The organism is Streptomyces sp. MNU89 (assembly GCF_020982505.1).
Taxonomy (GTDB): domain Bacteria; phylum Actinomycetota; class Actinomycetes; order Streptomycetales; family Streptomycetaceae; genus Streptomyces; species Streptomyces xinghaiensis.
The window spans coordinates 3520428-3532815 of record NZ_JAJKLL010000001.1 but is presented as its reverse complement, the minus strand read 5'-3'; the positions used below and the strand labels follow the sequence as shown (position 1 = coordinate 3532815).

At 71.5% G+C, this 12388-nt stretch carries 13 protein-coding genes and 2 pseudogenes; 3 read left to right on the top strand and 12 right to left on the bottom strand.

Going from position 1 to position 12388, the window contains the following annotated elements; translation table 11 throughout:
- Nucleotides 1-70: 70 nt before the first annotated feature.
- The 5 genes and pseudogenes from E4N63_RS15150 to E4N63_RS15135 all read right to left on the bottom strand — a co-directional run bounded on the left by E4N63_RS15150 (nucleotide 71) and on the right by E4N63_RS15135 (nucleotide 3507).
- The gene (locus tag E4N63_RS15150; RefSeq protein WP_230240933.1) at nucleotides 71-457 is read right to left on the bottom strand and encodes a hypothetical protein; all 387 of its coding nucleotides are present in this window, start codon (nucleotides 455-457) and stop codon (nucleotides 71-73) included.
- A gap of 242 nt (nucleotides 458-699) precedes the next feature.
- On the bottom strand, nucleotides 700-1053 hold the full coding sequence (locus tag E4N63_RS15145; RefSeq protein WP_230240932.1) for a DUF4333 domain-containing protein: 354 nt from the start codon (nucleotides 1051-1053) through the stop codon (nucleotides 700-702).
- Nucleotides 1054-1406: 353 nt separating this feature from the next.
- Nucleotides 1407-1532: a hypothetical protein gene (locus E4N63_RS30625; RefSeq protein WP_268271010.1), complete on the bottom strand. Its 126-nt coding sequence runs from the start codon at nucleotides 1530-1532 to the stop codon at nucleotides 1407-1409.
- 174 nt (nucleotides 1533-1706) lie between these two features.
- A pseudogene (locus tag E4N63_RS15140) lies at nucleotides 1707-2830 on the bottom strand (winged helix DNA-binding domain-containing protein).
- Between the two features lie 251 nt (nucleotides 2831-3081).
- Nucleotides 3082-3507: a VOC family protein gene (locus E4N63_RS15135; RefSeq protein WP_230240931.1), complete on the bottom strand. Its 426-nt coding sequence runs from the start codon at nucleotides 3505-3507 to the stop codon at nucleotides 3082-3084.
- Between the two features lie 230 nt (nucleotides 3508-3737).
- On the opposite strand from E4N63_RS15135, the pseudogene E4N63_RS15130 reads away from it, so the two are divergent.
- Nucleotides 3738-4810, top strand: a pseudogene (locus E4N63_RS15130) (helix-turn-helix transcriptional regulator).
- 50 nt (nucleotides 4811-4860) lie between these two features.
- Here the strand turns inward: E4N63_RS15130 and E4N63_RS15125 are convergent.
- Entirely contained in the window at nucleotides 4861-5736 is an 876-nt protein-coding gene (locus tag E4N63_RS15125; protein ID WP_125626947.1) for a helix-turn-helix transcriptional regulator, read from the bottom strand.
- A gap of 216 nt (nucleotides 5737-5952) precedes the next feature.
- On the opposite strand from E4N63_RS15125, the gene E4N63_RS15120 reads away from it, so the two are divergent.
- A complete protein-coding gene (locus E4N63_RS15120; protein ID WP_230240930.1) occupies nucleotides 5953-6975 on the top strand; it encodes an aldo/keto reductase in 1023 nt (340 codons plus the stop codon).
- Nucleotides 6976-7121: 146 nt separating this feature from the next.
- Here the strand turns inward: E4N63_RS15120 and E4N63_RS15115 are convergent, their stop codons facing one another.
- The 5 genes from E4N63_RS15115 to E4N63_RS15095 all read right to left on the bottom strand — a co-directional run bounded on the left by E4N63_RS15115 (nucleotide 7122) and on the right by E4N63_RS15095 (nucleotide 10484).
- The gene (locus E4N63_RS15115) at nucleotides 7122-7508 is read right to left on the bottom strand and encodes a toxin-antitoxin system, toxin component, PIN family protein (protein ID WP_125626945.1); all 387 of its coding nucleotides are present in this window, start codon (nucleotides 7506-7508) and stop codon (nucleotides 7122-7124) included.
- Entirely contained in the window at nucleotides 7498-8154 is a 657-nt protein-coding gene (locus E4N63_RS15110) for a DUF433 domain-containing protein (protein WP_043464844.1), read from the bottom strand. Before E4N63_RS15110 ends, E4N63_RS15115 begins: the two co-directional genes overlap by 11 nt.
- Nucleotides 8155-8239: 85 nt before the next feature.
- Nucleotides 8240-9208, bottom strand: coding sequence for a hypothetical protein (locus E4N63_RS15105; RefSeq protein ID WP_230240929.1), 969 nt, complete (start codon nucleotides 9206-9208; stop codon nucleotides 8240-8242).
- 270 nt (nucleotides 9209-9478) lie between these two features.
- Nucleotides 9479-9610, bottom strand: coding sequence for a DUF397 domain-containing protein (locus tag E4N63_RS15100; RefSeq protein WP_230240928.1), 132 nt, complete (start codon nucleotides 9608-9610; stop codon nucleotides 9479-9481).
- Complete coding sequence (locus E4N63_RS15095; protein WP_230242494.1) at nucleotides 9573-10484, bottom strand: helix-turn-helix transcriptional regulator; 912 nt, start codon at nucleotides 10482-10484, stop codon at nucleotides 9573-9575. The genes E4N63_RS15100 and E4N63_RS15095 overlap by 38 nt, the downstream gene beginning before the upstream one ends.
- A gap of 237 nt (nucleotides 10485-10721) precedes the next feature.
- Here E4N63_RS15095 and E4N63_RS15090 point away from each other — a divergent pair, with 237 nt between their 5' ends.
- Entirely contained in the window at nucleotides 10722-11204 is a 483-nt protein-coding gene (locus E4N63_RS15090; RefSeq protein WP_230240927.1) for an ATP-binding protein, read from the top strand.
- Between the two features lie 102 nt (nucleotides 11205-11306).
- Here E4N63_RS15090 and E4N63_RS15085 read toward each other — a convergent pair whose 3' ends face one another.
- A complete protein-coding gene (locus E4N63_RS15085) occupies nucleotides 11307-12287 on the bottom strand; it encodes a LysR family transcriptional regulator (RefSeq protein WP_230240926.1) in 981 nt (326 codons plus the stop codon).
- Nucleotides 12288-12388 lie beyond the last annotated feature (101 nt).

The following is a 12388-nucleotide window of genomic DNA, read 5'->3' as shown; positions in this document are numbered from 1 at the left end:
CCGTTCTTCCTTGCCCGACGGCCCGTCGGCCGGTGCAGATCTACAGGACCGAGTCCTTCGCGCAGCCCTTTCAGTACCCCTCGATCACCGACACTGAGCGCGTACTCGCCCCGGCTTCAAGATCCGTGCCCGTCAGCACAGTGTTGGCACTCCGCAGCGCCGCCTTCTCCGACGCGAGTCGATTCATGAGATTTCGGACCTGTTCGCCCCACGTCTCATGTGCCTTCTTCAAAGCCCCTGAGGTGAGCCATCCGTCACGAAAACCCTTGACAGCCTCGCCGGTGTCCGTGTCCGCCCAGTTGCCAGCCTTGCGGGTACCGGGCTCGATGTGGTTCTCGATGGCCTTCGCCGCAGCCTTTTTTTCGGCCGACGAGGATGTGAGATCCTTCCCTCCTGCGGCGGATCCCGAGGAACCGGTAAACCATCTGCGGTCGTCAGGTAGCTCGTTCAGCCGCATCGTTCCGGTGGGGGGACCCCATCCGTTGCTGTCCGTCTGTCCTGCTCCCGGATTTGCCATGGCTCTATCTCTCCCCCGTGGGGCTACAGAAATTGCCCGATGCGCAAGGGGCCCCCTGGAGAGGCTTCTCACCTCGCCGCCGGGTGGACAGCACCACTACCTGGCGCGCTGCAATCACCGACACTCGAATCTGTTCAGACCTGCAGAGTCTTGGGTGGACCCGGCGTGAAGTGGCGAGGGCGTCAGTTCTTAGCCGGGGATGCTTTGTCATCGGCTTTGATGTCGAAGTTGATCTGGTCGCCCTCGACCGAAGTCACCTTGACCGACACACCCAGGGTGCTGCCGTCGTCCGCAGTGAGCTTGCACCGAGTGGTGTTACCAACCTGACCGGCGAGGTTCTCAGGACAGTCAATGCGTGGCTTCGGCTGACCGGTTGTGGCGGCGAGCTTCTCGGAGACGGTGGTCGCCAGCTTGTCCGCGGACAATTTGGGCGTGGACTTGTCGACGTCAACCGAGGCTGAGCAACTAGTGAGCAGCAAGCTGGCAGCCACAGCCGAGAGGATCGTGGCTGCTGCGGACAACCGGGTTACGGTCATGGTGGGCTCCGGCCTGGGCTATCGCGGTAGGAAGACGCGGGAAGCATACTGGGCAGAGGTGCCCAGGGCATGATTGAGTGCTCTTCAGCACAGTTGGCGCGGGGCCTCAACTCATCCAAGCACATTATCCGTTGGGTGATCGCTGTCGCTTCTGGGCGCGCTCGGCTCCGCCACTTGGCTGCCCGCGCTGATGCACCGCCATCGGCACCGCCCCGGTGCCCATCCTTGGCCGGTGGCCTGGATCAGTAGGGGGCAAGGCCCGGCTCGGCAGAGGACGCGCCTGCGCTGGGTGGCTACGGCTCCCCTCAGTACGGGCCGCGTACTCGCATCCCGGAAGTCTCGATTGGGGAGCCTCAACCATGTCCGACGCCAACGCTGAACGGCCTGCCGAACCGCACCGACGCGATGTGCACCAGCAGGTGGAACGCCTCCTCGCCGAGGACGATCCATCCTCGCCTCCACCTGACGGCTCCGATCACCGAATCCGGTCAAGCCTCCAGAATGTTCGCTCACTGGCACCACGGCCACCCGTACGTCCTCGCCGTGATCGCCACCGGCTGTCTCCTCATGTACCGCGGCTTCAAACGCAACGACTGGCTGTGAGGGGCCCCGGCGGGCGAGTCCGTATCCGGAACCCGTGCCCACCGGGCGGGTCAGGGATCCTCGGTGATCTCCACGCGGTCGCTCTCCTTGTCGGAGAGGAACAAAGCCAGTGCCCGGCCCTCTTCGGCGACGTCGGAGCGTTCCGTGCGGGAGAGGCGGCGCAGCGGGGTGACGGTGACGGTGGCGTCCCGGTCGGTGGTCCAGGTCGCGCAGACCCGGCCGTCGACCAGGACGACGCGCTCGCCGGCGACCGACAGGCCGCGGTGGGCGTCGTCGATGATCCTGGCGCGGTACTGGTAGCCGAGGACGGCGTTGTCGAAGGCGGGCAGGAACCGGGCCGGGGCGGGGTGCCGGGATCGGGGCGGGGAGCGTCGGGCAGGTCGAGGAGTTCCCGGCCGCGCTCGTCGCGGAAGGTGACCAGTTCTTCGCGTATCGCGGCGATCGCCGCGGGCAGTCCCGCGAGGCCGCACCAGGCGCGCAGATCCGCCGAGGTGGCGGGTCCGTACGCGGCCAGGTAGCGCCGTACGAGGGCCTGGCCGACGGGGTCGGTGCCGTGCGGGGCGGACGGGGTGACCTCACGGCCGAGCCAGGCGGAGAGCAGGACGTGGCGCACACCGGCTCTGGTGCGCCACAGCCCGCGCGGCGGGATCTGCGCGGCGGGCACCAGGGCCGGGACCAGCATTTCGCCCAGTGCGCGGCGTCGCCGCCCCGCCGTCGGCCACTGCCCAGCGGCCGGCCGTCGCTCCTCGACGGCTTGCAGCAGTTCGCTCATGGTGCGGGGCTCGCCGTCGGCCATCACCGCCCGGCCCGTCGCGGCGAGTTCATCGAGATCGACCCCGGCGAGTTCGCCGCGGTAGACGCCGAGGACCCGCTGGCGCAGCATGCTCTCGTGGCGGGAACGCCAGTCCAGGGCGTCGTCGGCGGTGAGCAGGTGCACGGTGCGGCGCATGAGGTGGGTCCGCACCACGCGCCGCCCGGTCAGCAGGCCGGACAGGTGCGACGGCTCGAAGGCGCGCAGCCGTGACCAGAGTCCGGTGAACGGTTCCTGGGGCTCCTGGGCCTGCAGACCGCCGAGATGGGCGATGGCGTCTTCGGCCGGCAAGCCGGCCCGGTCGAGCAGCAGTTGCCGGGCGAGTGTCGCGCGGCCCAGGGCCCTGTCGTCCAGAACGGTCATACGGGTCTGCCTTCTTCCCGGGGTCTGCCCCAGCGGTTCCCCGTGTGGTACCCGGGGAGCCGGGTGCGGCTTTCCTGCGGCTGCCGACGTGGACTCCGGTCCGCCCCGGCGCGCATCTTCATCAGCGTTCCTTGCCGTCGGGCCGTCGTGGTGTCGGGCCGTCCTGGTGTCGTGTCGCCGATCTCCGGCGAGCCGGTGGTCGGGCATTGCCCGGGAGGCGGCGGGTGTCCGCCTGCCCGGGCCGGGGCCGGTCAGCCCGCGGGGTATGCGACGGCGACGTCGACGACCCAGGTGACGCCGAAGCGGTCCTTGAGCATGCCGTAGAGCGGCGCCCACTGCGCGGGGCCCAGCGGTTGCAGGACGGTCGCGCCCTCGGTGAGCCCGTCCCAGTAGGCGGTGACCTCTTCGGCCGTATCGCCGCGCAGCGAGAGGAAGAACGCGTTCTCGCCCTGGTCCCACGGCTTGCTGGAGGGAACGTCGTAGGCCATCACCCGGAACCCGTTGTCGGCGGTGACCTGGCCCCACATCACCTGGTCCGCCTCCGCCGGGTCCTGGACGTTGTCGGCGTCCTTGTAGGTGACCACGGTCAACTGCCCGTCGAAGACGGACTGGTAGAAGGCCAGGGCGGCGCGGGCTTCGCCTCGGAAGTTGAGGTGGGTCACTGCGTTGACGGACATGATGGGCTCCCTCGCCTCGGAACAACACAAGATGGCTGACACGCCCGGTCTCAAGGGCCGTTGAGCGCGCCGGTCCACCGGGACCGGGCCCTTCGCCGCGAGAGCCAAAGCCCTCACGGACCGGCGGTGGCGGTACGGGTCCCCGGGCCCGGCGGCCCGGTCGATTCGAGGACCACCGTCGCAGCAGTAGCGGACAGGATGTGTCCTCTTCCCGGGGCAGCATGGAGAACATGCAGAAGACTTCCGCGCGGCTGCTGTCGTTGCTCTCCTTGCTCCAGACGCGCCGTGACTGGCCGGGGGCGTTGCTGGCCGAACGGCTGGACGTCAGCCCGCGCACCGTGCGCCGCGACGTCGACCGCCTGCGCGAACTCGGCTACCCCGTCGAGGCCGCCAAGGGCCCCGACGGCGGATACCGGCTCGGCGCCGGCACGCAACTGCCACCGCTGCTGTTCGACGACGAGCAGGCCGTCGCCCTGGCCATCGCGCTGAAGACCGCCGCCACCGGCGGTGCCGGTATCGAGGAGGCCGCGGCCCGCGCGCTGACCACCGTCCGGCAGGTCATGCCCGCCCGGCTGCGCCACCGCGTCGACACCCTCCGCCTCACCGCCGTCGAGCCGCCGGCCGATCGGCCGGCCCCGCGGGCCGGCGGTGAGCTGCTGATGACGCTCAGCGCCGCCGTCCGCGCCCGCGAGACACTGCGCTTCGACTACATCTCCGCGCCTGGGTCCGTGTCCGCGTCCGTGTCCGCTTCCCCGTCCGTGCCGGGCGCCGACGACAGCACCGGCGCGCCGCCACCGCGCCGGGCCGAGCCCCACCACCTGATCACCTGGGGCGGGCGCTGGTACCTCGTCGCCTGGGACCTCGACCGCGAGGACTGGCGCACCTTCCGCGCCGACCGCATCACCCCGCGCACCCCCACCGGCCCCCGTTTCACCCCCGCGAACTGCCCGGCGGTGACGTGGCCGCCTTCGTCACCGCCAGGTTCCGGGGCTCGGAGAACCCCGTCGGCCCCGGCGACCACGGGAGCTCCGACAGCACCGACAGCCCCGGCGACCACGGCTGGCCCTGCCGGGGCGAGGTGATCCTCGGCCTGCCCGCCGCCGAGGTGGCCCCGTACGTCCACGACGGAACGGTCGAGGATCTGGGGCCGCACCGCTGCCGGCTCGTCCTGGGCTCCTGGTCCTGGCCGGCTCTCGCCGCCGCCGTCGGCAGGTTCGACGCCGACTTCGAGGTCGTGGGCCCCGCGGAACTCACCGACGCCTTCGCGCGCCTGGCCCGCCGCTGCGCCGCCGCCTCCCGATGAGCCGGGCGCCGTGCCGGGCCGACCGGTGATCTGCGCTGCCTGCCGCGACCCTAGGCGGGCAGGCCGCTGTCCCCGCCCGGGACGGAGTCCCGGGCGAGGTCCTGGAGGCCGACCACGCGCAGCAGTTCGAGCCGCTCGTAGGACCTGCTGCCCGGACGAGCGGTGTAGACGATCAGCCGTTGGTCGTGCTCCGGATTCAGCAGGACCTCGCAGTCCAGCTCCAGCAAGCCGACGACGGGGTGCAGGAAGCGTTTGACGTCGGTGCGGCGCACGGCGACGTGGTGGGCGTCCCACAGCGCCGAGAACTCCTCGCTGCGGGCACGGAGTCGGCGTACGAGCCCCGCCAGCCGGGCGTCGTCCGGGCGGCGGGCCAGGGTGGCGCGCAGGTCCGCCACCGCCGCGCGACCGGCGTGGTCACGGTCCTCGGCCGGGAAGAGCTCCCGCGCGGTGGGGTCCGTGAAGTACCGCCAGACGATGTTGTGTTCCGCTTCGGGGCGGGTGGAGACGTCACCGTGGAGTGCCCTGGCCATCGCGTTCTGCGCGAGGATGTCGCCGCGGTCGCTCACCACCTGGGCGGGCGTGTCCGTCAGCCGGTCGAGGACGAGCAGCAGGCCGGGGCGGACGTGCTCCGTGACCGGCCGATGGCGCGGGGGCTCCTCACCGGCCAGGTGGAAGAGGTGGTCCCGTTCGTCGCGGGTCAGCCGCAGCGCGCGGGCGACGGCGGCGAGCATCTGGCGGGACGGGCGCGAGCCCCTGGCCTGCTCCAGCCGCGTGTAGTGATCGGCGGACATGCCCGCCAGCTGCGCCACCTCCTCGCGGCGCAGTCCCGGGGTGCGGCGCCGCGCGCCCTGCGGCAGGCCCACGTCGGCGGGGGCGAGCCGGGCACGGCAGTGGCGCAGGAAGTCGGCCAGTTCGGTTCTGTCCACGCCCCCACTGTGCCCCGGCCCGCCGGGCGCAGCCAGGGACCGCCCGTCCCCGGACAAGGACGTCTCTCCCGCCGCCGCCCGCACCGCCGCACGCTGGAGCCCGGCGCGGCAGACCGCTGTCGTCCGCACGGCAGTTCATCCGCCTCCGCGAGGTCTGCCGGGCGCTGTCGTGCAGTCGTGCACTCCCTCTTCCCAGCGAACAAAGGACTGTCCCCCATGCGATACCGCACACTCGGGCGAACCGGGATCAAGGTCAGCCCTTACGGGCTCGGCGCGCTGATGTTCGCCACGTCCGTCGGCAACCCCGACCCCGGCGACTCGGCCCGCATCATCCACAAGGCGCTGGACGCGGATATCAACCTCATCGACACCGCCGACGCCTACGGCGACTCGGAGGAGGTCGTCGGCAAGGCGCTGCAGGGCCGGCGGGACGGCGTCGTCCTCGCCACCAAGGTGAGCCGGCCGATGGGGGACGACCCCAATCACCAGGGGGCCTCACGGCGCTGGATCATGACCGCGGTCGAGAACTCGCTGCGCCGTCTGCGGACCGACCACATCGACCTCTACCAGATTCAGCGGCCGGACCCCACCACGGACATCGAGGAGACGCTCTCCGCGCTCTCCGACCTGATCCGCAGCGGGAAGGTCCGGGCGATCGGGACGTCCACGATGCCGGCGTCCGACATCCTGGATGCCCAGTGGGTCGCCGAGCGGCGCGGTCTGGCACGCTTCCACACGGAGCAGCCGCCGTACTCGCTGCTCGACCGCGGTATCGAACGCGAGGTGCTGCCGGTCGCCCAGCGCCACGGCGTGGGGACGCTGGTGTGGGGCCCGCTCGGGCAGGGGCTGCTCACGGGGCGCGTCCGCAAGGGTGGGCCGAACGAACTCCGCCGCGCCGGCTTCTTCCGGCACATGACCGACGAGCGCCGTGTCGACGCCGTCGAGCGGTTCACCTCGCTCGCAGGGGAGGCGGGCCTGCCGCTCACCCACCTCGCCATGGCCTTCGCCATCGCCCATCCCGGTGTGACGAGCGCACTCGTCGGACCGCGCACCATGAACCATCTCGACGACCTGCTCGCCGGCATCGACGTGACGCTCACCGACGACCTCCTCGACCGGATCGACGAGATCGTCCCGCCGGGCACCGACGTAGGCCCGCTCGACCAGGCCTACGTGCCGCCGGCTCTCCAGCAGCCGGGCCTCCGCCGCCGGCCCGCCGGTGAACGCGGCGCCGCCTGAGGCGTCTTGACACCGGCCACCGCCACCGGCCACGGACGGCGGGACCACCGACCGCAGCGTCCCGGACGCACCTGTGGAAGGAGCAGCCGGTCCGCATTCTGGACCTGAGTCCTTGAGCGTGAGAGGCGGGCAGCCCCAACCGCCCGTCAGGGCCACGTGCGTTCGATGCGGTCGTGCCGCACCGCGCAAGCCGCCGGGCCGCCCTTCTCGACGGCCCGGTGGATCGCATCGCGGCGCGCGACGAGCCGTTCGACCATCTCTTTGCTGCGAAGCTGCTGGTTGTCCAGGTAGAACAGCACCGCCTCGCGCTCCAGGACGGGCTGGATCTCCAGATCCCGGGTCTTGATCCGTCCGTCCTTCGACAGCGGCACCCAGGACCGGTCGGGCCCGTGGGTGATCCACTCCTCGTCGGGAACGTCCTGCCCGTCATCCGGGAAGACCTCGCCGATCCGGTGAACGATCCACCCGCAGGACCTCAGCCCTTCGGCGACACGGCGGCCGAGGTTCCGGTCGAGGAAGAACTCAGGCGGCAAGGCGCACCACTGCATGGCACAGGGCGTCGACCTGTTCCGGCGTCATGTCGAAGTCGTACGCGATGTCCTCGACGGTCTCCCCGGCCTCCCAGAGATCGGTGATGGCCTTCACCGGGACGCGGTTGGCGGCCACGACGGGGCGGCCGTGCCCGAACCGGGGATCGATCAGGACCGGCACGGAGTCCGGGTACTGCCTCAGCCGCAGACTGGAGGGGAAGTCGTCGTCCGGCTGCCAGGTCAGATAGCGAAGGTAGTCGGAGACCACCTCCTGGATCGGTGCTTGACCATCTCTGGCCCGGCGAAGATCCCCGAATCCGTGCTCCACGAAGATGTCCACGCCATCCGTGGCGATCCGCTTCGAAACAAGGCCGTAAGGAGTGTCGAAGGCATCCCGCACGGCGGCTGCGGCTTCCCTGATCTCGCTCATCCGCAGGCCCAGGGAGCGCAGAGAACGGAGTACGTGTGCCTCGGCGACGGCGATGAACGGTACCGATGGCTGCCCCGTCCGTACGGGCTCCACCTGGTGGACGAGGGGCGCTCCGGCGGCCTGGCCCTTCAGCCACGACTTGAGGGTCGACTGCGGGATCTCAAGGTAGGAGGACGTTTCCGTGGGCGTCAGGAGTCCGTCCGTGAACCGGTCGACCATGATCCAGCTCTTTCCCGTGCCGAGGCTCGCATGGTCGCACACCAAGCCTTCCACCTGCGGCCCGAGCGCACATCGGCTCACCGTCTCAACCGGCCGCACGCAGCGCCTCCTCGGAGCGACAGTCCCGGCAGCGTCCGGGCACCGGGGCGCGGAACGCGCGTTCGCAGCCGTCGCAGGTCTGGAAGGGCAGGACGGCCGGGTGGTTCACGGGGTGCGCCGGTGGGGGTGGAGATTGGGCGGGGAGGGGTGTTTCGCGCAGTCGGAAGGCGAGGATGCCTGCCGGGCGGGCGTGGAAGCGGTCCGGGAGCCCGGTGGTCAGCAGTTCGGTGATCTGTGGTGCTTCGACGCCCGCAGCGAGCCACTGGGCGACGGCCGGTGCGAGACGCGCGGCCTCCTGCGTGGAGAGGACCAGACGCGGATCGGCTCGGCGCAGGGCGGCAAGTACGGCGATGGCTCGGGGGTCGGTGGCTGCTTGCGGGTTGCCGGGTTCCCGGGACTGAGCGGCAAGCCCCGGGCCGGTGGCGGGCTGCGGTGCGGCGTCGGTGAGCGGGGTCGGCCGCTCCGCCTCACTCCGCGCGGGCGGCGGAGCGGGCGCGGACGCCGGTACGGGTGCGGGTGCGGCCGCCGCCGGGACCGACCGCTTCCGGGGTCCGGTCCGGCGCGGCCTCGGCGGCCCGGGAGGAGGCCCGTCCGGATCGGGGCCGGAGCCCGGCACGTCGCGGACGTACGTCCGGGTGCGGATCCGCCCGGAGGGCAGCCGCTCGCGTCGGCGTTCCAAGTACCCCGCCCGCTCAAGCTCCTTCAGCGCCCGGGAGATCAGGATCTCCCCCTCGGTGAAGTGCTCGCAGAGCGCGGCGATGCTCACGGGGGAGCCGTCGGGCAGGGAGAGGATGTAGGCCGCGACGCCGATCGTGACCGCGCTGCCGCGCCGCTGGGCGAGGGCGTTGGAGATCACGGTGAAGTCGGCCGTGAGGCGGGTGCGGAGGTGGATCACGCCGGAGGTCGGAGCTCCGGCGGCGGCGCGCAGGCGCGCGTTAGACTGCGGGTCAGCCATCGGGAAGGCGCTACTTCCTGATCGGTCAGGCCCTCGATCGGGATTGCCGTCCCGGCCGGGGGCCGTCTCTGTTTGCGGTTGTCCCGGTGAACGTAACGGCCCAAATCCCGCCCCGGCAAGCCGGTCACCCGGACGGGTGACACGGGCCGGGAGGGTGGGTGGGCGGGTAGTTCTGTTCCCGGTTCTTTGGGAGGTCAGCGGCCCGCCGGTCCCTGGTGGACAAGGAACCGGCGGATCCGGGAGACGGCCTTCGACCGGCGACCGGTTGGCTCAGACCCGGTGCCGGCCGGCCTTCAGCTCGGCTATGAACGTCGTCCAGGAGCGGGCCTCGAAGGCCAGGGCGGGGCCGTGTGGGGCTTTGCTGTCACGGACGGGCACGACGCCGGGGAATCCGTCCGCCACCTCCACGCAGTCGCCCCCTTCCTGATTGCTGTAGCTGCTCTTGCGCCACGCGGCGCCGTTCAGATCGGGACGGGACTTTCGCTCCACGGTTGTCCTCCATCACGGATCGGATCATGTCGAGCGACATGAGCGGGGGCAGAGCTGCCGCCCGCAGCCGATCGTAGGTCAGGACGAACTGCCTCACCTCGGTTGGTTCCTCGACGAGTTGGCCGTAATGCGCGCCTTCCGTGTAGGCGACATCCGAGCCGTCGAGCAGCGTGAGCATCGTCAGCGAGCCGCCCATCGCGTCGTGCGCACCCTGCTCGAACGGCAGCACCTGCACGGTGACGTTGGGCGTCGCTGCGGCCTCCAGCAGCCGCTCCAACTGCCCACGCATCACCGCCGGACCGCCGATCGGACGCCGCAGCACTGCCTCGTCGAGGACGGCCCACAGGGCCGGCCGGTCGGCTGTGTGGAGCCGTTCCTGTCGTCCCATGCGTGCGGCGACACGCTCCTCCAACTGCGCGTCGCTGCTCAGCGTGAGTCCGACGCTCAGGACCTCCCGCGCGTACTCCTCGGTCTGGAGCAGGCCGGGCACCACATGGGCCGCGTACTGGCCGATGAACACCGCCCGTTCCGCATGTGCCATGAACGCCCGCGACCAGTCCGGGAACGCTTCCCGGTACACATACGGCCACAGGTCGACCAGCAGGTTGTCCGCGCCGAGGACTGCGTCGAGCGACCGTGCCAGCGCCAGCGTCGGTTTCGCCCCGGAGGCCCGTTCGATCTGGGTGATCCGGGTGCTCACGACGTGCGTTTTCTGGCCGAGTTCCGCCTGCGTCAGCCCGGCCGCCGTACGGAGCCGCCGCACCCGTGCGCCGAAAAGGGCCGCCATGGACGCGCTGGGGTCAATTCCCTTGGCCATTGCGTTACTTCCGTTCCTTACATGCTGAAAGATATGGATGAATCCTCTTCCTGAGCCTAGGACCGGCGGGCCACTCTTGGGTACTCAACGTGACGACTCGCGTACACCGCGAGCTGTACCAAGGCTCAACAGGCAAGGACGGAAACCGCTGTGCTGACAGGAACGACGACCTCGGGCGAAGGATCACGGAGGGGCACCGGATCCCCGGTGGCGGAGGCCGTCGAGCCCGATGGCGAGACCGGCGAACGCCCAGCACCTGCACCGCAGTTCTCGGCGCAGTTCGCGTCCTCGCCCCGAGGCGCGCGGCTCGCCCGGCGTCTCGCCGTGCGGCGCATGGAGGACTGGGGGTACCCGCCGGAGTCCGACGTGTCCTGCGCGGTCGCGCTCGTCGTCGGGGAGCTCGCCGCGAACGCCGCGCGGCACGGCCGCGTACCGGGGCGGGACTTCGGCCTCCGGCTCGGCCTGGACGGCGCGGCGGGCCTGGTCCGGATCGAGGTCGCCGACGCGGCCTCCGGGAAGCGGCCGCCCGCCGCCCCGCCTCCGTCGTGCCCCGAGGGTGAGTCGGGCCGCGGGCTGCTGCTGGTGGACGTCCTGGCCGTGCGCTGGGGCTGCGCGCCCCGTCACCCGGTGGGCAAGACGGTCTGGGCGGAGGTGCCGACGGACGCCTCGACTGGCTTGCTCGGCACGTGATCCATGCCGTTCTGCCCCATCGCCCTCGGGCGCGGAGAGCGCTGTCGAGCTCGCGCATGGGTTCCCCACGCGCCCGCCTCCACAGGGCACGCGGGGCAGAGGTCAGGCGCCCGGGGCGGGGCGCGGTGACGACCGGCGCGGACCCGGGTCAGTCCGGCGCGTGGGCGTCGGGCGGGCCGGGCGGGCGGCCGCGGTGGCCGCGTTCCGGAGGGCGTCGAGGAGCGCGAGCAGGGCGGGCTGCTCCAGGGAGGTCTTCCGGGCCGCCGCCGAGATGACCCTGACCGGTTCGGGGTTGCGGACGCGCCGTACGACGACGCCGGGGTGCGGGGTGCGCAGCGCCAGCCCCGGCATCAGGCCGACGCCGAGACCGGCTGCCACGAAGCCCTGCGCGGTCGCGTAGTCCTCGCTCTGGATCACGAAATCGGGGCTGAAACCCGCCGCCGCACAGGAGCCGAGTACCGGTTCGAGGCAGGGCCCCGGTGGCTCGCTGCCGACCCACTGCTCCCCGGCCAGCTCGTGCAGGTCCAGCACCTCCTGCTCGGCGAGCGGATGTCCGGCGGGCAGCACGGCGGCGTACGGGTCGTCCAGGAGGTGCACCACACGGACGCCGCCGTCGTCGGTTCGGTGGCCCGAGGCCCGCACGACCACGGACACATCCGCCCGGCCCTGCGCCACCTCCCGGTACGGGTCCCCGGGGTCGGCAAGTCGGAGGTCGATCCGGACACCGGGGTGATCCTCGCGGAGCCGGGCCAGCGCGGGCGCCACCAGGGTGGAGCCCGCCGTGGCGAAGTAGCGCACCGACAGCCGGCCGGTGCGCCCGGCGCGCAGATCGGCCAGGGCCGTCTCGGCCCGGGCGACGGCCGCACTGATCAGCGCGGCGTGCTCGGTGAGCAGCAGGCCCGCCGCCGTGGGCCGTACCCCCCGGCCGACCCGCTCCAGCAGCGCCGTACCCGCCTGCTTCTCCAGCGCCGACACCTGCTGGCTGACGGCGGACGGGGTGTAGCCGAGGTGCGCGGCGGCAGCGGTGACGGTTCCGCTGGTGACGACCGCGCGTAGGACCTGGAGTCGCCTGACGTCGAGCATGCAGCTCAGCTTAACGGTGTGTGCAGAACTTTTTGCTTGTCCTGAAACTTCGGATGGGCCACCGTCGAAGCACCGGCGGACGGACCGGCCGACCGGGGGCG

Excerpts from the sequence above, each read along its gene's own strand:
- E4N63_RS15150 (WP_230240933.1), bottom strand. The coding sequence starts at position 457 with ATGCGGCTGAACGAGCTACCTGACGACCGCAGATGGTTTACCGGTTCC.
- E4N63_RS15145 (WP_230240932.1), bottom strand. The coding sequence starts at position 1,053 with ATGACCGTAACCCGGTTGTCCGCAGCAGCCACGATCCTCTCGGCTGTG.
- E4N63_RS15135 (WP_230240931.1), bottom strand. The coding sequence starts at position 3,507 with ATGTCCGTCAACGCAGTGACCCACCTCAACTTCCGAGGCGAAGCCCGC.
- E4N63_RS15120 (WP_230240930.1), top strand. The coding sequence starts at position 5,953 with ATGCGATACCGCACACTCGGGCGAACCGGGATCAAGGTCAGCCCTTAC.
- E4N63_RS15110 (WP_043464844.1), bottom strand. The coding sequence starts at position 8,154 with ATGGTCGACCGGTTCACGGACGGACTCCTGACGCCCACGGAAACGTCC.
- E4N63_RS15105 (WP_230240929.1), bottom strand. The coding sequence starts at position 9,208 with ATGGCTGACCCGCAGTCTAACGCGCGCCTGCGCGCCGCCGCCGGAGCT.
- E4N63_RS15095 (WP_230242494.1), bottom strand. The coding sequence starts at position 10,484 with ATGGCGGCCCTTTTCGGCGCACGGGTGCGGCGGCTCCGTACGGCGGCC.
- E4N63_RS15085 (WP_230240926.1), bottom strand. The coding sequence starts at position 12,287 with ATGCTCGACGTCAGGCGACTCCAGGTCCTACGCGCGGTCGTCACCAGC.